General features: G+C 58.9%; 15 protein-coding genes, 1 tRNA gene and 2 rRNA genes. 9 read left to right on the top strand and 9 right to left on the bottom strand.

Annotation, left to right across the window (positions count from 1 at the left end; all coding sequences use genetic code 11):
- Window positions 1–135: 135 nt before the first annotated feature.
- The 5 genes from PspS35_RS03490 to PspS35_RS03470 all read left to right on the top strand — a co-directional run bounded on the left by PspS35_RS03490 (window position 136) and on the right by PspS35_RS03470 (window position 5,751).
- Window positions 136–1,554 (top strand): TIGR00366 family protein, encoded by a 1,419-nt coding sequence (locus PspS35_RS03490; protein WP_159932797.1) that lies wholly within the window; start codon window positions 136–138, stop codon window positions 1,552–1,554.
- Between the two features lie 130 nt (window positions 1,555–1,684).
- The gene (locus PspS35_RS03485; protein ID WP_159932796.1) at window positions 1,685–2,005 is read left to right on the top strand and encodes a hypothetical protein; all 321 of its coding nucleotides are present in this window, start codon (window positions 1,685–1,687) and stop codon (window positions 2,003–2,005) included.
- Between the two features lie 82 nt (window positions 2,006–2,087).
- A complete protein-coding gene (acpA, locus tag PspS35_RS03480) occupies window positions 2,088–3,788 on the top strand; it encodes an acid phosphatase (RefSeq protein ID WP_159932795.1) in 1,701 nt (566 codons plus the stop codon).
- Between the two features lie 121 nt (window positions 3,789–3,909).
- The gene (locus tag PspS35_RS03475; RefSeq protein WP_159932794.1) at window positions 3,910–5,079 is read left to right on the top strand and encodes a hypothetical protein; all 1,170 of its coding nucleotides are present in this window, start codon (window positions 3,910–3,912) and stop codon (window positions 5,077–5,079) included.
- Window positions 5,080–5,226: 147 nt separating this feature from the next.
- Window positions 5,227–5,751, top strand: coding sequence for an SET domain-containing protein-lysine N-methyltransferase (locus PspS35_RS03470; RefSeq protein WP_159932793.1), 525 nt, complete (start codon window positions 5,227–5,229; stop codon window positions 5,749–5,751).
- Here PspS35_RS03470 and can read toward each other — a convergent pair.
- Window positions 5,748–6,392 carry a carbonate dehydratase gene (can, locus tag PspS35_RS03465; protein ID WP_053134092.1) on the bottom strand — a complete coding sequence of 215 codons (645 nt, stop codon included), beginning with the start codon at window positions 6,390–6,392 and terminating at the stop codon, window positions 5,748–5,750. The two genes, PspS35_RS03470 and can, sit on opposite strands and share 4 nt — an antisense overlap.
- Window positions 6,393–6,531: 139 nt before the next feature.
- Here can and PspS35_RS03460 point away from each other — a divergent pair, with 139 nt between their 5' ends.
- Entirely contained in the window at window positions 6,532–6,936 is a 405-nt protein-coding gene (locus PspS35_RS03460; protein ID WP_159932792.1) for a serine kinase/phosphatase, read from the top strand.
- 58 nt (window positions 6,937–6,994) lie between these two features.
- On the opposite strand, the gene rimI is transcribed toward PspS35_RS03460, so the two are convergent.
- Both rimI and PspS35_RS03450 read right to left on the bottom strand, forming a co-directional pair.
- Window positions 6,995–7,447, bottom strand: coding sequence for a ribosomal protein S18-alanine N-acetyltransferase (rimI, locus tag PspS35_RS03455; RefSeq protein ID WP_159932791.1), 453 nt, complete (start codon window positions 7,445–7,447; stop codon window positions 6,995–6,997).
- Window positions 7,440–8,183 carry an energy transducer TonB gene (locus PspS35_RS03450; protein WP_159937972.1) on the bottom strand — a complete coding sequence of 248 codons (744 nt, stop codon included), beginning with the start codon at window positions 8,181–8,183 and terminating at the stop codon, window positions 7,440–7,442. Before PspS35_RS03450 ends, rimI begins: the two co-directional genes overlap by 8 nt.
- A gap of 187 nt (window positions 8,184–8,370) precedes the next feature.
- Here PspS35_RS03450 and mksB point away from each other — a divergent pair, with 187 nt between their 5' ends.
- From mksB to mksF, 3 genes are read left to right on the top strand one after another with little or no spacing between them, the layout of a single operon-like run.
- Window positions 8,371–9,648, top strand: a complete 1,278-nt coding sequence (gene mksB / locus PspS35_RS03445) for an Mks condensin complex protein MksB (protein ID WP_159932790.1) — start codon at window positions 8,371–8,373, stop codon at window positions 9,646–9,648.
- A complete protein-coding gene (mksE, locus tag PspS35_RS03440; protein WP_090409743.1) occupies window positions 9,638–10,345 on the top strand; it encodes an Mks condensin complex protein MksE in 708 nt (235 codons plus the stop codon). The genes mksB and mksE overlap by 11 nt, the downstream gene beginning before the upstream one ends.
- The gene (gene mksF / locus PspS35_RS03435; RefSeq protein ID WP_159932789.1) at window positions 10,342–13,182 is read left to right on the top strand and encodes an Mks condensin complex protein MksF; all 2,841 of its coding nucleotides are present in this window, start codon (window positions 10,342–10,344) and stop codon (window positions 13,180–13,182) included. Before mksE ends, mksF begins: the two co-directional genes overlap by 4 nt.
- Before the next feature lie 342 nt (window positions 13,183–13,524).
- Here mksF and PspS35_RS03430 read toward each other — a convergent pair whose 3' ends face one another.
- The 6 genes from PspS35_RS03430 to PspS35_RS03405 form a co-directional block, all read right to left on the bottom strand.
- Window positions 13,525–15,828, bottom strand: a complete 2,304-nt coding sequence (locus PspS35_RS03430; protein WP_159932788.1) for an MlaD family protein — start codon at window positions 15,826–15,828, stop codon at window positions 13,525–13,527.
- The gene (locus tag PspS35_RS03425; protein ID WP_159932787.1) at window positions 15,821–16,444 is read right to left on the bottom strand and encodes a paraquat-inducible protein A; all 624 of its coding nucleotides are present in this window, start codon (window positions 16,442–16,444) and stop codon (window positions 15,821–15,823) included. The genes PspS35_RS03430 and PspS35_RS03425 overlap by 8 nt, the downstream gene beginning before the upstream one ends.
- The gene (locus PspS35_RS03420; RefSeq protein ID WP_159932786.1) at window positions 16,431–17,090 is read right to left on the bottom strand and encodes a paraquat-inducible protein A; all 660 of its coding nucleotides are present in this window, start codon (window positions 17,088–17,090) and stop codon (window positions 16,431–16,433) included. The genes PspS35_RS03425 and PspS35_RS03420 overlap by 14 nt, the downstream gene beginning before the upstream one ends.
- A gap of 151 nt (window positions 17,091–17,241) precedes the next feature.
- A 5S ribosomal RNA gene (gene rrf / locus PspS35_RS03415) occupies window positions 17,242–17,357 on the bottom strand.
- Between the two features lie 157 nt (window positions 17,358–17,514).
- Window positions 17,515–20,406, bottom strand: a 23S ribosomal RNA gene (locus tag PspS35_RS03410).
- 248 nt (window positions 20,407–20,654) lie between these two features.
- Window positions 20,655–20,730 (bottom strand) — tRNA-Ala (locus PspS35_RS03405).
- Window positions 20,731–20,752 lie beyond the last annotated feature (22 nt).

The following is a 20,752-nucleotide window of genomic DNA, read 5'->3' as shown; positions in this document are numbered from 1 at the left end:
GGTTGATGGCAATCGCTGCAGATATATTTGTTTTCCTCATGGATCGATGAAGATAACTGCATTCCCATATCAATGGCCGTGGAGGAACATGCGCGAAAACTGCCGCCCCCATAATAAATACAAGAGGTACGACCCGTGGCCGATGCTATCGAAGAAAGCCGCTATGCCCGATTTGCCCTGCGTTGCTCCAACTTCGCCGAACGCTGGTTCCCTGACTCGTGGGTGTTCGCTGCGCTCGCAGTGATCATCGTCGCCGTGGCGACCCTGGGCATGGGCGCTGCGCCCACCGACGCCGCCAAGGCGTTTGGCGATGGGTTCTGGAGCCTGATCCCGTTCACCATGCAGATGGCCTTTGTGGTGATCGGCGGTTACGTGGTGGCCAGTTCGCCGCCAGCGGTAAAGCTGATTGACCGCTTGGCGCGCATCCCGAAAAACGGCCGTTCGGCCGTGGCGTGGGTGGCGTTGATTTCCATGGTCGCCTCGCTGCTTAACTGGGGCCTGTCCCTGGTGTTCGGCGGTTTGCTGGTGCGGGCGCTGGCCCGGCGTACGGATTTGCGCATGGATTACCGCGCCGCCGGTGCGGCGGCCTACCTGGGCCTGGGCGCGGTGTGGGCGCTGGGGTTGTCGTCGTCGGCCGCGCAGTTGCAGGCCAACCCGACCAGCCTGCCGCCGTCGATTCTGGCGATCACCGGGATGATCCCGTTCACCGAGACCATCTTCCTGTGGCAATCCGGCGTGCTGTTACTGGCGCTGATCGTGGTGTCGCTGATCATTGCCTACGCCACCGCGCCCGGCCCGAACAGCGCCCGTGACGCCAAGGCCTGCGGCGTCGATCCGGCCTTCAACCTGCCCAAGCCGCAAGCCCCGACACGCCCCGGAGAATGGCTGGAACACAGCCCGCTGCTCACCATCCTGCTGGCACTGCTGGCGGCCGGTTGGTTGTTCCACGAGTTCTCCACCAAGCCGGCGATCAGCGCCATCTCGGGGCTCAACACCTACAACTTCCTGTTCATCATGGTAGGCGCGCTGCTGCATTGGCGCCCGCGCAGCTTCCTGGATGCGGTGGCCCGCGCGGTGCCAACCACCACGGGTGTGCTGATCCAGTTCCCGCTGTACGGTTCGATTGCGGCGCTGATGACGGTGGTCAAAGGCGGCGACGGCCAAACCCTGGCGCACCATATCTCGACATTCTTTACCTCCATCGCCTCGCACGACACGTATGCGTTGCTGATGGGCGTGTACTCGGCGGTGCTGGGCTTCTTTATCCCGTCGGGCGGCGGCAAGTGGATCATCGAAGCACCGTACGTGATGCAAGTGGCCAATGACCTGCAATACCACCTGGGCTGGTCGGTGCAGATCTACAACGCGGCTGAAGCGCTGCCCAATCTGATCAACCCCTTCTACATGCTGCCGTTGCTGGGGGTATTGGGGCTGAAGGCGCGGGACTTGATCGGGTTTTCGTTTGTGCAGTTGCTGGTGCATACGCCGCTGGTGTTGTTTTTGTTGTGGGCGCTTGGGACGACGTTGAAGTATCTGCCGCCGGTGATGCCATAACGCACGGCCTTTCTGACGCAATGCATAGGGGTTGTCCCACTCAGTGTGGCGACAACCCCTGACTCCTACCGCGCACACCTTTGATTAACCTGACTCGGATTCCCACTCACCTAACACTAAGGAAACTCCGATGACGCCCCTATCCAAATCGCTGGAAGAGCTGATCACTGACATTTACAAGGACGACAACGTTTCGGTCACGGAGTATCGGACCCTGCGAGACGATGCCGATCGGCGCATGGCTGTCGTCATCAACGAGTTCGGCCTGCACAACAACGTGACGGCCTTTCAGAAGGCGGTGGATGTGGCCATGCAACTGCTGCAGACCAGCGTCATCGACGCCAAGAAAAACAAACTGACCGACACCGGCGAAGCCATCGTCAAGGATGCAGTGACAGCACAAGTAGAATACTTGCGCGCTGGCAGCCAATTGGCATTGCGGTTGCTGTAATACCTGTCTTCGTTCCGTCACATCGCCTTGCTACCGTTCCGGGAAATATTTTGCAACAACTCCCCAGCAAGGACTCTCCGCAATGAGTGATGAGCACCAAGACTGCCCTTCCCCCGATTCTGTAACCCAAGCGCCGGTGGACAGCAGCCGCCGGCGTTTCCTGGGGGGTGCAGCGGTACTGGGGGTAGGTGCGACCTTGAGTGCGTGCGGCAATACCAGTCAAGCGCCGGGAAAACCGCAGGCGCGGCCGCTCACCCCACAGGCGCTGGACAAGGCTCTGCGCGACCACGTGAAGACCGTCGTGGTGATCTATGCCGAGAACCGCAGCTTCAACAATCTGTTTGCGGATTTCCCAGGGGTCGAGAAACCACTTTCAGCACTTTCCGCGACCGACACTCAGCAACGCAACCGCGATGGCAGCCTGTTGGACAAGCTGCCCCCGGCCTGGGGCGGCGTGCTGCAAGTCGGCCCGCAAAGCGTAGACGGGGTGACCTACCCCAGTGAAGTGCAGTTCCAGGAAAACTTGCCCAATGCACCGTTCGCCCTCAAAGGCCCGAACGGCGAAGACCTGCCCTTGAGCCTCGTGACCCGCGACCTGTGGCACGTGTTCTACCAGAACCAGATGCAGATCAACGGTGGCAAGAACGACGGTTTCGTCGCCTGGGCCGATTCCGGTGGCCTGGTGATGGGGCACTACGCCCAGAGCCGTTATTCCCTGCGCCTGTGGGACGTGGCCAAGGAATTTGTGCTGTGCGATAACTTCTTCCAAGGCGCGTTCGGCGGTTCATTCCTTAACCATCAATACCTGATCAGCGCCACTGCGCCGGTGTATCCGAATGCTGCGCAATCAGTGGCCAAGGCGCAGATTGCCACACTGCAAAGCAATGACCCGACCGACACACGCCTCAAACCCTTGGACACATCCCCGGCCAGCGCCATGACCGGCCCACCGCAGTTTGGCCCCAGCGCGCTGACCCCGGACGGTTACGCCGTGAACACCCTGGCCCCGCCGTACTGGCCGACGTGGATTCGCGACCCGCAAAACCCGGACTACTCCAAACCCGACCTGCCCAACGTACTGGTGCCACAGACCCACGAACACATTGGCGACAAGCTGTCGAAAAAGAACGTCGACTGGGCCTGGTACGCCGGCGCCTGGCAGGCGACGCTGGATCAGTTCAAGGACTCGGGCGGCATTCCGAAGATCCCGAACTTCCAGTACCACCACCAACCATTCAACTACTTCAAGAAACAGGGGCCCGAGAACCGTGCGGAGCGTGACAAACGCCTGCGTGATGGCGGGCTGGGCGACGAGTCCGGCACCAATAAATTCTTTGCCGACGCCCAGGCAGGCAAGCTGCCGGCCGTGAGCTTCTACAAACCCCAGGGCAACCTGAACATGCACGCCGGTTACGCCGACGTGGCCTCGGGCGACCGCCATATTGCCCGCGCCTTGAAAGTGCTGCAGGAGAGCCCGCAGTGGAAAAACATGGTGGTGGTGGTGACGGTCGATGAAAACGGCGGCTGGTGGGACCACGTGGCGCCGCCCAAAGGCGACCGCTGGGGCCCTGGCACGCGGATTCCGGCGCTGGTGGTGTCGCCGTTCGCACGCAAAGGCACGGTGGACCATACGGTATACGACACCGCGTCGATCCTGCGCCTGATTACCCGGGTATTCCAGTTGGAGACCCTCGATGGCCTCAAGCAGCGCGATGAGGCGATGATTGCCCGCGGCCAGAAACCCATGGGGGATTTAAGCGACGCGTTGCAGTTCACCGTGTAGGACGCTTATCCAATAGCGACACATCTGGCGATTTAGCACGCGGTTTTCCTGGTCAGCCGCTACTGTGAGGAGGTGGGCTTTCACCCCGCGCAGACGGGCTTTCGCTGACAAGGAATCAACTATGTTCACACCGACCAGGCTGTGCTTGACCGTGGCCGCACTGATAACCAGCGCGCTCGTACAGGCCGACATCGAAGTACCGCTGGGCAGCACGCAACGCGTCACCCAGCTGTTTGCCTACCCCAATAACTGCAACGTGATCTGCTTTCGGCCATGGACGCTGGAGCAGACCGCCGAGCACTACCTGAACCAGAGCGTGCTGCGCGACGGGTATAGCCGGGGCAAGGTCAGCGTCAAGATCCATGACGGCCAAGTGTCAGCGACGTTCAGCGGCGTGCCCGACAGCTATGGCCAGCCGCTGACCACGCTGCTCAATACGGCCGACCTGGCCTACCAGGGTGCCAGCCGGCTCAACAGCGACGGCAAATGGGCCTACAACTGGTACCTGTTCCTGCCACTGGGCATGGCCCTGGAGAACCGCAAAAGCATCGAGCTGCTGCACTTCCCGCCGGATTATTCGCTGACACAGGCCCAGGACTACCTGGAATCGGCCACCACTGACCGCTGGGCCACCCTGCTCACCGACAACGGTGTGCCAGCCGCCGAAACCCCGGCCTACCAGACCATCATCGATATCGCCCCGATTGCCGCACCGTCCAACGCAGGCAAAGACCTGGAAGGCATCTACAACTACTTCACCGACTACCAGACCCGCATGGTCAAGGAGCTGAGCCTTTTGCCCAACGGCTCGCTGCCGATGATGGCGTTTGGCGCCCCGGTACGTAACTGGATCAAGCAGCAATATGGGCAAACCGTGACGGTGCTCGGGCTGGCGCAGATCAGCCCGGCCGAGGGCAAAACCGTTTCGGTGCTGGGCGCCAACCACCCCAGCTACATCTGGTATGCAGCCGATCCTGACGCCTATGACGGCGACGAGCAGAAAGCCGATGAGGCCGGCTTGAAGGTAATGGGCCAGGATTTGAGCGCCGCCTGCTGGCAGGCCGGGATGGGCCAGAAACCCGCCAGCGATGCGAATGTGCTGCTCAAGGCCTGCATGAACACCTGGCAGGTCACGCGCAAAGAGCAGACCTGTGAATTGTTCTACACCTCGGTACGCAATCTGAGCGCCGAAGAGGCCAACGCCAAGTGTGCCACGCCAGCAATCAAAACTCAGTTGAAGCAGTTGAAGAGCGCCGCTCCAACCCCAGCAAACAAAGGCCCCGCGTTGTAGGTCGCACAAAAAACGACCGATTTCTACTGTCATCTTTGACAGTAGAAATCGGGTCCAACTTCAGCGAGTCTTGAGCCGCGCCCATCCGCTGCAAGACTGGAAGTCAGATACCACCCGCAGGTCGATGCAGCCTAACCAAGGAGAGTTATGAAAACTCAAGCCATGGATAAGGCTAAAACTGCTGTGAGTGAATGCCTGTACCCGTTCAAGACGCTACTGACCGAGCAGGGATACCCCTCGTGCGACCACTTCAAAGTGATGCAAACGGCGAATGGTACGCAAGGCAGGGTCAGGGCTCGCGTCGCCTTTGAGAGCCGCATACGCATTGCCAAGATCTCCGGCTACGCCGTGGGCGAGCGTCGCCCGTGCACGTTACAGCTGTCACCGCGCATCCACTTGTACGATTGCTGGTTCTGCGGCTTGCTGCCCCATTCCTGCAACCCCAATGTGTTCTTCGACACCACGTATCTGGAGCTCTGGAGCGTGCAGCCCATCGCCGCTGGCGCCTGGCTGACCCTGGATTACGCCAGCACCGAGGAGGCGCTGTTCCGGCAGTTCGCTTGCCACTGCGGCGAGCTGAACTGCCGGGGCTGGATCACCGGCAGCCAAGAGCCGCTGAACGCCGAAGGCCAGGCGTTCATGGCCCAGTGGCGCAACCGCAAGCGACCTTAGACTTCGCCCAATGGGCGCAGGCGATATTGCGGCGGCAACTGCTCGAAACCACTGATGGTGGTGTTCAAGCTTTTCCAGCGGCCGTCCTTGATGCCGTAGATGCAACCATGGATCGACAGGCTCTGCCCACGGTGCCAGGCGTTTTGCACAATGCTGGTATGGCCGACGTTGGCCACCTGCTGGATCACATTCAGCTCGCACATGCGGTCGACGCGTTCCTCTTCGGTTGGCAGTTGGGCAAGCACATCGCGGTTCTCGTAGTACAGGTCGCGAATGGTGCGCAGCCAACCGTCGATCAGGCCGAACTGGCGATCCTGCATCGAGGCGCGCACACCGCCGCAGCCATAGTGGCCGGTGACGAGGATGTGTTTGACCTTGAGCACATCGACCGCGTACTGGATCACCGACAGGCAGTTGAGGTCGGTGTGCAGCACCACGTTGGCCACGTTGCGGTGCACGAACAGATCACCCGGCAACATGCCGACGATCTCGTTGGCCGGCACGCGCGCGTCGGAGCAGCCGATCCACAGGTATTCCGGGGTTTGCTGGCGGGCGAGCTTGGCGAAGAATTCGGGATCTTCCTGTTTGATCGCATCCGCCCAGCGTTCGTTGTTATCAAGCAGGTCTTGTAGTTCGTTCATCAGGGAAAGCCTCAGGAATGATGCGCAGTTTTGTGACTGACGCCCCCACGTTCAGGTCACGCGATGCGCAAATTAGCTTGAATCTTTGGCGAGCCGCGCCTGTCCACACACTATAAGCCCCACAGTATGAGGATTGGCCATGACTGAATCACGACGTCCCTATGGCGCTACGCAGCCCGAACCGATTGATGACAACGAAGATCGCATGGGTTCGATGCGCGAGCTGGATTTTGACGGGCAGGAGCCGACGGCGCAGATTGGCGACGAGATCCCGCGCCGCGAGCGCGAGCACCGGATGCCCGAAGAACGGGCGCGTGAGGCGGGGCTGACCGGCGCTTCGACCGACGATCATGAGCCGACCGATGACGACATGAGCCCGGAAACGCTGATCCATGAGGATGGGGCGCGAGATGCTCGGGAGGAAGGTGAGGATAATGCGGCGGATTATGACCTGAGCATTGTGGATGAAGATGAGATTGGCGGCGGGAATGGGCTGGATGAGGCCGAGTTGGCGGATATTGACCCGGTAGACGGGAACCGCTGACACGACACAGGTCAAAATGTGGGAGGGGGCTTGCTCCCTCCCACATTGATTTCGGCGTCTAGTCGACCAGGGTGCAGGCCATGACGACCGCATCTTCGCGACCACCCACGGCGGGGTAGTAATCGCGCCGACGGCCGATCTCGTTGAACCCGTAACGCTCATACAAGCGGAACGCGCCGGTATTGCTGTCGCGCACTTCCAGGAAGCACTCTCGCGCATTGGCGGCATACGCACGGGACATCAACTGTTCCAACAGCGCCAAACCCAGGCCACGCCCTTGGTTTTCCGGCTTGACGGTGATGTTCAGCAAATGCGCCTCATCGAGGATGATTTGCACCACCCCGTGGCCCACCTGTTGCTCACCTTCGAACATCAGCCAGATCTGGTACTTGCCCAGGCCATCGAGAAAAATCCCGCGTGTCCAGGGATGGCTGAACGCTGCGTATTCGATTTTCAGCACGGCGTCGAGGTCAGCCTCGGTCATCGGGCGGAAGGATAAAGCCTCACTCATCGGTTGTTTTCCAGCGCGCCATCAGCCGGCGCATGGCTTGCCAGACATCAGCCTTACGCTGTGGCTCTTCCATTAATAATTCCAGGCCCGGCAGGGCCCATACCGAACCCAGGCCTTCGACCTGCAGTTCGCGGTACCAGGCTTCGGCGTTTGCCTCGCCGGCAAAGCGCACGGCGGGTAGGCCGATCAGCCACAGGCACACGCAGGGTTCGTCTTCCAGGCGGGCCGAAACAAAGCCCTGCACAAAGTCCCGCGCCGCTTCCGGGCCTTGGTCCATCGTGCCGCGTGCCAACAGCGGCCAGCGCACCGGGTCGCCGACGATCTGCGGGCTGTCGGGCAAGCCGGCGGCGCGCAGCATGTCCTTGAGCAGCATGTAGGCAGGGTCGCGGGTCTGGAAGCGCTCGCCGGTGGGCAGTTCCACCAAGAGCAAGCAGCGCCCGGCCCGCAACAGTTGCAGGGCAAAGCGTGGCGGCGGCACGACCGGGGCCTTGACCACCGGGGCCACGGCTTCGGCGACCACCGGCTTGGCGATTGGCGACGGGCGTGGCACTTCGATCTTGGTGCGCTCGACCGCCGGGCGCGCCTGAGGCTCTGGCTTGACCGCCACCACCGGTGCAGCGGCCTCCTCGCCCGAAGCCTCGAACGCCTCATAGGGCTCAGGCACCTGCAGCAACTCGGGCCGCGACGGCGCGGCAAACGGCAGTTCGGTGCGGGGCAGCCAGTTGACCACCTGCATGGCGGTCAAGTAAGCGCGACGTCGGGACTCGATAAGCACAGCTCGGCCACTTGTGGATAAGTAAAGAGCGGGGATTCTACCGCTGTTCGGCAACAATCGCCCACTGCGCACTGACCGGCTGTGGATAAATCCCGCGTCCGATGCAGTACAATCGCGACTTTTAATCGCCAACCAGCCGGCCATTCCGATGATCGAACCCAAGCGCGTCTTGCGCGCCCTCGCCGAACACTGGGCCCTGCTTGAGCCACTGTGCGAACACTTCGACCAAGGCACCCTGAGCCTGGGCGAGCTGCGCACACAACTGGCCGCCCAACAACTGGACAGCACGCCACAGGACATCACCAGCCTGTTGGACGTGTGGATTCGCCTGGATATCCTGGTGCCTGTCGCCAAGAGCCCGAACCGTTTCGAGCTCAACGCACAGATCCACGATTTCCTGGCCTATCTTCGCAAGGAGCACCGGCTTGGCCTGTGCCTGGAAATCGAAGCCTACCTGCGCCACCTTGAGCGCTTGGCCGGTTATATCCAGGACGCCTTCGACATCCGTGATGGCCACGACCTGGCCCGCCAACTGCGCCTGCTGGATATGCGCGTGCGGGATGTGCTGAAAAAACTCGCCAACGACGAACAGGCCCTCGCCGCCGTGGCCGACCGCGCCAAGACCAGCGACCGGCAGATCCCGCTGCGCCAGCGTTACGCCGAAGTCCTGGCGACTTGGGACGAATACGTCGAACCGATGATCCAATTGGTGAACGCCGACGGCGCCTTCGAGCAAGGCGTGCGCAAGGTCGAGAATGTGCTGCTGCGCATGCTCACCGAGCAACAGCGCCTCGGCCACCTGGTGGACGACGACATGCTGCTGCGCACCCACGCGCGCATCCTGGAAATGCAAACCAGCGCCCAGTTGACCCTGCGTCATGCGCGCGAACTGCTGCTGCCGCTGCGTGAAGAAGCACGCCGGCACAATGCCGTGACCCGTGGCGCGGCGCTGGCCTTGTCGGCCATCCGCCGCAAAGGCCTGGACGCGGTACCGCAGGCGGCGATGCCGATGTTCACCCGGCCGCAAAGCACCTTCCTCGGCAGTGCCAGCCAGGTCGAGGCCTATGTGTACGCCCTGGCGAATTTCGAACCGAAACCGGCGCGTTTCCCCAAGGCGCACAAATCCCACAAGGGCGAAGCCCAACGCGCACCGCGCACGGTCAAGGAAATGCTGGAGCGTTGCGAGGACGCCCTGCCGATGCCGGACCTGATGACCTGGCTGCTGGAGCAGGAACCGGACGGCGCCACTGACGAATTGCTGTACTGGTTCTCGCGACTGTCCCGTGAGAAACGCTTCAAGCGCGAGCGCCTGGAACGCCGCGATTACCACACACACGAGCACCAGGTCAGCCTGCGCTCATTCGCCCTGCTCCCGGCTGGCACCGACGCCGCCGAGCATTCTGCGAGTACACCTCATGCATCTTGATTTATCCGAACTGTCCCAACTGGCGCCGATCTTTCGCGAGCTGTTCAAGGGTTACCACGTCAGCCGCCGCGACCCGGAGCTGTACGCGCAACTGTCGAACTTCCAGGACCAGTACCGCACGCTGTTCAAAGCGCTGGGCTTTGAGCTGGTGTGCGACACCCGAGGGTTCTATTACTTCGTGCCGGACTCCGCGATTGCCAGCGCGCAGGTCAACAAGACCGCCCAGCGCCTGGCGTTGTTCACCTTCATCATCGTCGAGCACCTGGCCGACCAGGGCCGCGATCCCATCGCCGTGCTCGACGGTGGCAGCCTGGGCCGTGATGAATTGCCATCGCTGCTGGAAAAGTACCGTGACCTGTTTATCCAGGCCGAAGTGCAGACCCAGGAAGAACTCGAAGAAAAAATCATGCGCCGCATGACCCAGTTGGGCTTTGCCAGCGAAGACAACGGCATCTACCGCTTCCTGCCGCCGATGCACCGCTTCCTCGACGTGTGCCTGTCGGTGCAGCAGGACCGCGACCTGGCGGCCAGCGTGCACAGCGTGTTGCCACTGCCGGCACCGGTGATCATCGACGAAGACAGCGATGAGAAGCTGCTGAAAACCGATGACCCACTGGACTTGAGCGACTTCGCGCAAGAAAGCGAAGAAGACGCCCTGGCCCGCGCCATTGCCGAAGAACAGGAGACTGATGCATGAGCAAGGAACGCTACGGCATCCGCCGCTTCGCCCTATTGAACACCGCCGGTTACAGCCTCGGTTTGTTCCCCCTGGAAGAACCGCTGTCGGTGTATGGCGCGAACAACCTGGGTAAATCGGCATCGATCAACGCCTTGCAGTTCCCGATCCTGGCGCGCATGTCGGACATGAGTTTCGGCAAGTACACCCTGGAACAATCGCGGCGTTTCTACTTTGCCACCGACACCAGCTACATCCTGGTGGAGGTGTCCCTGCCCCATGGCCCGCACGTTATTGGTGTGGTAGGGCGCGGCCCCGGCGGTGGTTTCGGTCACCAGTTCTTCGCCTATGCGGGCAAGCTGGACCTGGCCCACTATCAAAAAAACGACACCTGCCTGCGGCAGAAAGAGCTGTTCACCAACCTTGAGCGCGAGGGCCTGAAAGCCTACGAACTCAAGCCCGATGAACTGCGCCGCTTGCTGGTGGGCGGCCACACGTCGATCCCGCTGGACCTGACATTGATCCCGCTGCGCTCCACCAGCGAGCAGAGCCTGAAGACCTTCCGCGCGTTGTTCATCAACCTGCTGCACATGCGCGAAATCACGGCGGCCAAGCTCAAGCAATTGTTCCTCGATGCCTTCGAACACAGCCTGCGTTCCGGCAGCGTGGACTACATCGCGGCGTGCGAAGAAGCCTTCCGCGATGTGCGACGCATGGAACAGGACTACAACTCCCTGGTCGCCGCCGGGCCGCTGGTCGAGGCGCTGGCCAATGGCGTCCGCCAGCGCGACAGCTTGCGCGGCAAATTGCATCGCCTGTCGCCGCTGCTGGACTCGCTGCTGGGCACTTGGTCGGACTACGCCGGTGCGCGCAAGGAAGAACTGACCATCCAGGCCGAACACTACCGCAACGAGCAGGACGCACTGCAGAACGATCAGCGTGGTGGCACTCAGGAGCTGATGCGCCTGGAGCGCGAGATCAGCGGCATCCAGCGCTGGTTGGGCGAGCTGTCGGTGCTCAAGCATCGCTTTGCCCTGGTCGATGACGTCAAGGTGCTGGAGCAGCAACTGTTGGCGGCCAAGGATGCCCACGATGAACTGGCAGGTGCTTTGGCGCAGTCACGGCAGTTCAGCGCCGAAGACTTGGAAGAGCGTCTGCGCGATCTGGAAAAACGCTTGAAGTCGGTCAGGCAGCAGCTTGATCACGCCGACAACAATAGCTACGCCAAACTGCGCGAAGAATTCTCACAGCAGGATGTCGAGCGCCTGATGCGTCTGTTCAACAGCTCGTTGTTCAGCCTACCGTTGGGTGAGCATGGCATCACGCTGGACGAGGACGGCCAGTGGGTCAAATCCCTGGAGCAGATCCTCGATGGCTTCAAGGGCGAGCGTTTTGAAGTGCCGGGGCTGTCCATCGACATCTCCCACATTGAACCGCCGGCGTTGCAGGCCCTGGCGGACCGCGCCGCATTGCGCGACCAGAAAGAACGCCTGGAAAAAGAACTCAAGCAGCTGAAAACCCAGCAGGCCGTAGCCTCTGACCGCGCCGCAAGCAAGACCCAGACCGAAGCGCTGTACCAGCAGGTGCTGGACGCGCAAAAGGCCTTGGAAGATTTCCGCCGCGCCCAAACCCTGAGCGCCGAAGAAGGCGAGAAGCTGGAGAACCTGGCGCAGATGGAAGCCGCCCAGGACGAGTTGAAGCGCTCCAGCGATGCGTTCACCGAACGCGTCCAGCAGCTGTCGGCCAAGCTGCAGCTGGTCGGTCGGCAGATCGGTGATATGGAAGCCAAGCAACGGACGTTGGACGACGCCTTGCGCCGCCGCCAGTTGCTGCCGGCGGACTTGCCGTTCGGTACGCCATTCATGGATCCGGTCGACGACTCCATGGACAACTTGTTGCCGCTGCTCAATGACTATCAGGACAGTTGGCAGGGTTTGCTGCGCGCCGATGGCCAGATCGAGGCGCTGTACGCCCAGGTCCGCCTCAAGGGCGTGGCCAAGTTCGACAGCGAGGATGATGTCGAGCGTCGCCTGCAACTGCTGATCAACGCCTATGCGCACCGTACCGATGAAGCACTGACGCTGGGCAAGGCGCGCCGTGCGGCGGTTACGGATATTGCGCGTACCCTGCGCAATATCCGCAGCGACTACGACAGCCTGGAACACCAGTTGGCGTTGTTCAACCGTGAGATCAACAAGCGCCAGGTGTCCAACCTGCAAAGCTTTCGCATTGTGCTGGCGCCGAACAAGGAAGCGCTCAAGCATATCGACCAGATCATCCACAGCGCCGGTCAGTATGAAGAAGGCGAAACCCTGTCGGTGTTCGACCTCAGCCAGAGCGCCGAGCAAGACAACAAGAACGAAGAGGCCAAGGAATACCTCGCACGCCTGGTGGCAGCCAACCATAACCAGTTGGGCCTCAAGGACTTGTTCGAGCTGGCGTTCGAGATTACCAAGGTGCACGGCCAGCCGGTGATTCACACCGACATCGATGGTGCGGCGTCCAACGGCACCACCATGACCATCAAGGCGCTGACCAACATGTACTTGTTGCTGCACTTGATGGACCGCGACCAGGCCGGGCGCGTGCGTTTGCCGTACTACCTGGATGAAGCCGCGGACATCGACGAGAAGAACCAGGCCGCGTTGCTGGAGACCAGCTTGCAGTTGGGCTTCGTACCGATCCTGGCGAGCGTGAAGCCGCAGGTGTCTGCCCAGGTCGCGATCGACCTGGAAGGCGGCAGTGGGCCGAACGGGATCTATATCGATGAGGCGGATTGGAAGTACATCCGTCGTCACGATGCAGTGAAGGCCACGGTGAATGCGCAGGCGGATGAGCCGGAGTTGGATGAGGTCTGATTTTTTCGGCTGACATGCAAAGGCCCCTGGGTTCTCCCCCAGGGGCCTTTTTTTGTCTGGGCCGGCCTCATCGGGGCATAGGTATCTACACAACTTCCCGTGGATGCTGAATCTATGGCAAATGGGCTGTTGTGGTGAGCGGGCTTGTCCCGCGCTGGGCTGCGAAGCAGCCCCATCAAAGCCACCGCGTTTTTTCAGAAAAACCAAGTTGCCTGGTTTTGGGGCTGCTGCGCAGCCCAGCGCGGGACAAGCCCGCTCACCACAGAGTTATGTATAAGCCTTTGAGAGTTGTGTAGATACCTATGCTCATCGGGGGCAAGCCCCCGATGGTCGCGCCTCGGTCTACTTGCCGAGTGGAATTTTAGGCGCCCAGGTCAGCCACTCATCTTCAAACTTGTCGAACAGCGGGAAGGTCTGCTGTGGCCGCGCAGCGTTGCCCATGCGCTCGCCGTCTGGCGTGGCGAACGCAATGCCGCCGGCAACCAGCGTCTCCAGGGACTCGGTGCGTACGGTCGCACCTTTGAACAAACCGAAGTCGAGGCCAAAGCCGCTGGTGTTCCAGAAGCGACTGCCACCGCGCACCAGCGATGCGTACTTGGGTTCGATCAGGATGTGGATCAACACGCGATCGGCGGTTTGGCCCAACTCGTAGCCGGTGACCTTGCCCACGGTGACTTCACGGTAAGTAACCGGTACACCTTCCTTCAGCGAGCCACGGCGGGCGGCGCTGAGTGTGAGACTCAGGCCCTCCTCTTGGTGGACAACTTCAGGCGGCTGCTCCAGGGCGACGAAGCTCTTTTGCGGGCCTGTGCTTTTTACCGCTGGCTGCACTTCGATGTATTGGCCGGTAACCAGGGTTTCCAGGTTAGAGGTTTTCATCAGCCCCAGCTCTGGCTTGACCACCCAGAACTGGCTACCTGCGCGCGCAATACGATCCGCTACTTGGGTGATACGTGCGCTGAGCAGCACCGACTGCATGTCGGCACTCAAGTCGACACTCTCGATCTTGCCGACATCAAGGCCTTTGAAACGGACTGCCGTGCCCGGGCGCAGGCCGTCGGCGCGGTCTACCTTGATGGTCACCAAGGTGCCGTGCTGATTGGCTGCCTCGCGATCAGCGAACAAGCGGAAACGCGGGATCCGTTTTTTCAGCGGCACGTTCGGCTGCGGGGTTTCGAAGGCGATACCACCGGCCATCAGGCTGGCCAACGACTCACTCTTGACTTGGATGCCGCCGGTCAGTCCACCGGTCAGGGTGACGCCACTGGCGTTCCAGAAACGCGTCGAACCGTTGACCAGGTTTTCGTATTCCTTCTCGATGTGCACGCCGATCACCAGTTGCTTGTTCTTGCGTGAGAACTGGTAGCTCTGCACCGAACCCACCTTGACCTGCTTGTAGAGGATCGGGCTGCCGACATCCAGGGAACCTAGGTTGTCGGTGAACAGCACCATGTGCAGTCCCGGAGAGCGCAGGTCCAGCGGTGGCGCCTTGGCGCGGGCAACGAATTCACGTTGCGGGGCGCTGCCCTTGTCGCCAGGACGAATGGCGATGTAGTTACCTTTTACCAAGGCTTCCAGGCCGGTGATGCCGGCCAGGGAAATGGACGGTTTGACCACCCAGAATTGGGTGTCCTGGACCAGATAATCTTCCGCCAGTGGGTCAAGGGTAAGCTCCGCATTGGCGCTGGACAGGTCCGGGTCGATCTTCAGGGTTTTCAAGCTACCGACCTGGATACCTTTGTACATCACCGGCGTACGTCCGGCTTGCAGCCCTTCGAAGTCGGTGAGTTTGACCTTGACCCTGATGCCTGCGGCTGCGGCGTCGAAATCCTCGTAGAGGCGGAACGGCAGGCTGGGATCAGTCGGCGGACTGTCCTTGCGATTTTCCGGCGTGGCGAAGGCAATACCGCCGGCGACGATGCTGGAGAGGGATTCGCTGCGCACCTTCACGCCTGAGAGGTTGGCGTCGATACTGATGCCGCTGGCGTTCCAGAAACGTGTGTGTTTGCGCACCAGGCTGGCATAGGTCGGCTCGATGTAGACCTTGATCTCAACGGTGCTTTGATCCTCGGACAACAGGTAGCTTTTCACCTGGCCCACTTGGATCTGTTTGTAGAACACCGGGCTGCCACGGTTCAGCGAACCCAGACGATCAGCCTTGATGGTCAGGTGCAGTCCGGGTTTGGCGTCGGACAATGGCGGCTCTTCGGAAAGCGCCTTGAATTTGCGGGTAGGCTCACCATCGCCTGGGCTGGCGGCGATGTAGTTACCCGAAACCAGGGTTTCCAGACCGGTGATGCCGGCAAGGCTGACACTGGGCTTGACCAGCCAGAAGCGGGTATTGGTCTTGAGGTATTGATCGACGTCCTTGTTCATCTCGATGGTGGCGATCACCCCGCGATTGTTACCTTCGTCGTCCAAGGCCAGCGCCTTGACCTTGCCCACAGGCATACCTTTGTAGACCACTTCGGTCTTGTTGACCTGGATGCCTTCGCCGCTTTCAAAGCGCACTTGGATTTCGATGCCCTGTTGGGAATAGGCACGCCATCCCAGCCAGCCGCCGATGATCAGGGCAATCAGGGGTAACACCCAAATGGCCGACCAGTTGGAGGCTGGGCGGGTTTTAGCTTTAGGTAGATCACTCATGGTCGTCGTCCGACTCCGTGTTATCCCAAATCAGTCGGGGATCGAAAGTTACAGCGGCAAGCATCGTCAAGATCACCACACTGGCGAACGCCGCAGCGCCGAGGTTGGCCTCGACACTGGCAAGGCGCCCAAAGTTAACGACCGCCACCAGGATGGCGATCACGAAGATATCCAACATGGACCAGCGCCCAATGAATTCGATAAAGCGGTACATCACAATGCGTTGTTGTGCAGAAAGCGGTTGGTGACGCTGCACCGAGAACAGTAGCAGACCAATGCCCACCAATTTGAATGTCGGCACCAGGATACTGGCGATGAATACCACGGCGGCGATGGGATACATCCCATGCTGCACCAACTCGATCACGCCCGCCATGATCGTACTGGGGGAGCCTTGGCCAAGCGTATTGATCGTCATGATCGGTAATAGGTTGGCAGGTATATACATAACGGCGGCCGTGACCAACAAGGCCCAAGTGCGCGCAAGGCTGTTGGGGCGGCGGGCATGGATCAGCGCACCGCAACGGGTGCAGACTTGCTCGTGCGTCTGCGGCTCTTGCTTGTTCAACTCGTGGCATTCGGTACAAATCAAAATGCCCGCATCAATCGCCCGCATGATCATCCTCTCCCGACAGTGCTTGCCAGATCTGGTGCGGCGACATCACCACTTCAAGCAGAACCTGAACCATTAATAGGCTGACGAAGCAGACCAGGCCAAGGCCGATGGTAATAGAGGCCATGTCGGCAAGCTTTACGATGGCAACCAGCACGCCCATCAAGTAGACCTCCAGCATTCCCCAATCTTTCATGTGGTGGTAGATGCGGTACAGCAGAAGGCCATAGCTGCGGCCTATTTTCCAGCGAATGCTGAGCAATACTGCTAATTGGCAGAGTAACTTGAGCAAGGGAATACCCATGCTGCACAGGAAAACTATGGCGGCCACGCCTTGCATACCGGTATCGAACAGGCCGACCACGCCGCTCCATACGGTGTCCTCCGAGGACTGCCCGAGCAGATTGAGCTGCATGATGGGTAGAAAATTCGCGGGGATGTACAGCAGCAGTGCGGCGAGCACTAAGGCGAGACTTCGCTCAACGACATTGTGCCGGTGAGCGTACAGCTCATAGCCGCACCGCGGGCATTGGGCTTTTTCTCCGAGGCCGAGCGCGGGTTTGCGCATAAGCAAGTCGCACTCATGGCATGCCACCAGATCGTCCAGTGGTAAATCCGACACCTCAAGGGTATCAACCGGATCGGGCATAAATAGGGCTCTGGCTCTAAAAAAGGTTAGGTACCTATTCTAGTGGTCTGGTTCAGAAATAACTGTGCAAATTTGTCGTGGTGTTTCCACGCTTTCCGAGCGCCCAAAACAAAACCCCATCTGCTTTCGCAAATGGGGTTTCGGAATTTAATCTTGACGATGACCTACTCTCACATGGGGAAACCCCACACTACCATCGGCGATGCATCGTTTCACTACTGAGTTCGGGATGGGATCAGGTGGTTCCAATGCTCTATGGTCGTCAAGAAATTCGGGTACTGAGTCGCGACCAGTTGGCCTCGCTTCAGCAAATTGGGTATGTGACAGCTTTCGGTGTTTTGTGAGCATCGAACTTTCGGTTCATTGCGTCTTCACACACCGCAATCTGATGCTCTTTCGAGTAGTCAAATTGCTTGGGTGTTATATGGTCAAGCCTCACGGGCAATTAGTATTGGTTAGCTCAACGCCTCACAGCGCTTACACACCCAACCTATCAACGTCGTAGTCTTCGACGGCCCTTCAGGGGACTCAAGGTCCCAGTGAGATCTCATCTTGAGGCTAGTTTCCCGCTTAGATGCTTTCAGCGGTTATCTATTCCGAACATAGCTACCCGGCAATGCCACTGGCGTGACAACCGGAACACCAGAGGTTCGTCCACTCCGGTCCTCTCGTACTAGGAGCAGCCCCTCTCAAATCTCAAACGTCCACGGCAGATAGGGACCGAACTGTCTCACGACGTTCTAAACCCAGCTCGCGTACCACTTTAAATGGCGAACAGCCATACCCTTGGGACCGGCTTCAGCCCCAGGATGTGATGAGCCGACATCGAGGTGCCAAACACCGCCGTCGATATGAACTCTTGGGCGGTATCAGCCTGTTATCCCCGGAGTACCTTTTATCCGTTGAGCGATGGCCCTTCCATACAGAACCACCGGATCACTAAGACCTACTTTCGTACCTGCTCGACGTGTCTGTCTCGCAGTCAAGCGCGCTTTTGCCTTTATACTCTACGACCGATTTCCGACCGGTCTGAGCGCACCTTCGTACTCCTCCGTTACTCTTTAGGAGGAGACCGCCCCAGTCAAACTACCCACCATACACTGTCCTCGATCCGGATAACGGACCTGAGTTAGAACCTCAAAGTTGCCAGGGTGGTATTTCAAGGTTGGCTCCACGCAGACTGGCGTCCACGCTTCAAAGCCTCCCACCTATCCTACACAAGCAAATTCAAAGTCCAGTGCAAAGCTATAGTAAAGGTTCACGGGGTCTTTCCGTCTAGCCGCGGATACACTGCATCTTCACAGCGATTTCAATTTCACTGAGTCTCGGGTGGAGACAGCGCCGCCATCGTTACGCCATTCGTGCAGGTCGGAACTTACCCGACAAGGAATTTCGCTACCTTAGGACCGTTATAGTTACGGCCGCCGTTTACCGGGGCTTCGATCAAGAGCTTCGCGTTAGCTAACCCCATCAATTAACCTTCCGGCACCGGGCAGGCGTCACACCCTATACGTCCACTTTCGTGTTTGCAGAGTGCTGTGTTTTTAATAAACAGTCGCAGCGGCCTGGTATCTTCGACCGGCATGAGCTTACGGAGCAAGTCCTTCACCCTCACCGGCGCACCTTCTCCCGAAGTTACGGTGCCATTTTGCCTAGTTCCTTCACCCGAGTTCTCTCAAGCGCCTTGGTATTCTCTACCCAACCACCTGTGTCGGTTTGGGGTACGGTTCCTGGTTACCTGAAGCTTAGAAGCTTTTCTTGGAAGCATGGCATCAACCACTTCGTTAACTAAAAGTTAACTCGTCATCAGCTCTCGGCCTTAGAATCCCGGATTTACCTAAGATTCCAGCCTACCACCTTAAACTTGGACAACCAACGCCAAGCTGGCCTAGCCTTCTCCGTCCCTCCATCGCAATAACCAGAAGTACAGGAATATTAACCTGTTTTCCATCGACTACGCTTTTCAGCCTCGCCTTAGGGACCGACTAACCCTGCGTCGATTAACGTTGCGCAGGAAACCTTGGTCTTTCGGCGTGGGTGTTTTTCACACCCATTGTCGTTACTCATGTCAGCATTCGCACTTCTGATACCTCCAGCAAGCTTCTCAACTCACCTTCACAGGCTTACAGAACGCTCCTCTACCGCATCACTTACGTGATACCCGTAGCTTCGGTGTATGGTTTGAGCCCCGTTACATCTTCCGCGCAGGCCGACTCGACTAGTGAGCTATTACGCTTTCTTTAAAGGGTGGCTGCTTCTAAGCCAACCTCCTAGCTGTCTAAGCCTTCCCACATCGTTTCCCACTTAACCATAACTTTGGGACCTTAGCTGACGGTCTGGGTTGTTTCCCTTTTCACGACGGACGTTAGCACCCGCCGTGTGTCTCCCATGCTCGGCACTTGTAGGTATTCGGAGTTTGCATCGGTTTGGTAAGTCGGGATGACCCCCTAGCCGAAACAGTGCTCTACCCCCTACAGTGATACATGAGGCGCTACCTAAATAGCTTTCGAGGAGAACCAGCTATCTCCGAGCTTGATTAGCCTTTCACTCCGATCCACAGGTCATCCGCTAACTTTTCAACGGTAGTCGGTTCGGTCCTCCAGTTAGTGTTACCCAACCTTCAACCTGCCCATGGATAGATCGCCCGGTTTCGGGTCTATTCCCAGCGACTAGACGCCCTATTAAGACTCGCTTTCGCTACGCCTCCCCTATTCGGTTAAGCTCGCCACTGAAAATAAGTCGCTGACCCATTATACAAAAGGTACGCAGTCACCCAACAAAGTGGGCTCCCACTGCTTGTACGCATACGGTTTCAGGATCTATTTCACTCCCCTCTCCGGGGTTCTTTTCGCCTTTCCCTCACGGTACTAGTTCACTATCGGTCAGTCAGTAGTATTTAGCCTTGGAGGATGGTCCCCCCATATTCAGACAAAGTTTCTCGTGCTCCGTCCTACTCGATTTCATGACTAAGAGATTTTCGCGTACAGGGCTATCACCCACTATGGCCGCACTTTCCAGAGCGTTCCGCTAATCTCAAAGCCACTTAAGGGCTAGTCCCCGTTCGCTCGCCACTACTAAGGGAATCTCGGTTGATTTCTTTTCCTCAGGGTACTTAGATGTTTCAGTTCCCCTGGTTCGCCTCTTACGCCTATGTATTCAGCGTAAGATAACCATCTTATGATGGCTGGGTTCCCCCATTCAGACATCTCCGGATCAAAGTCTGTTTGCCGACTCCCCGAAGCTTTTCGCAGGCTACCACGTCTTTCATCGCCTCTGACTGCCAAGGCATCCACCGTATGCGCTTCTTCACTTGACCATATAACCCCAAGCAATCTGGTTATACTGTGAAGACAACATTCGCCGAAAATTCGATAATACTCAAAACTGAGTAACTCACAAATTTTACCTTAGCCTGATCCGTTACCAGTGAAAGTAACGTTCAGTCTATCTTTCTATCACATACCCAAATTTTTAAAGAACGATCTAATCAAAGACTAGAAATCAACATTCACCATCATCACAATGGAATGCTCATTTCTAAGCTTTCAACAACAGAAGCAGTAGTGGTGGAGCCAAACGGGATCGAACCGTTGACCTCCTGCGTGCAAGGCAGGCGCTCTCCCAGCTGAGCTATGGCCCCGTATTTCTACAGGCGTTTCCCA

It is taken from the genome of Pseudomonas sp. S35, from assembly GCF_009866765.1.
Classification (GTDB): Bacteria; Pseudomonadota; Gammaproteobacteria; order Pseudomonadales; family Pseudomonadaceae; genus Aquipseudomonas.
Note: the sequence above shows the minus strand (reverse complement) of the source record. Positions and strands in the feature narration are given on the sequence as shown.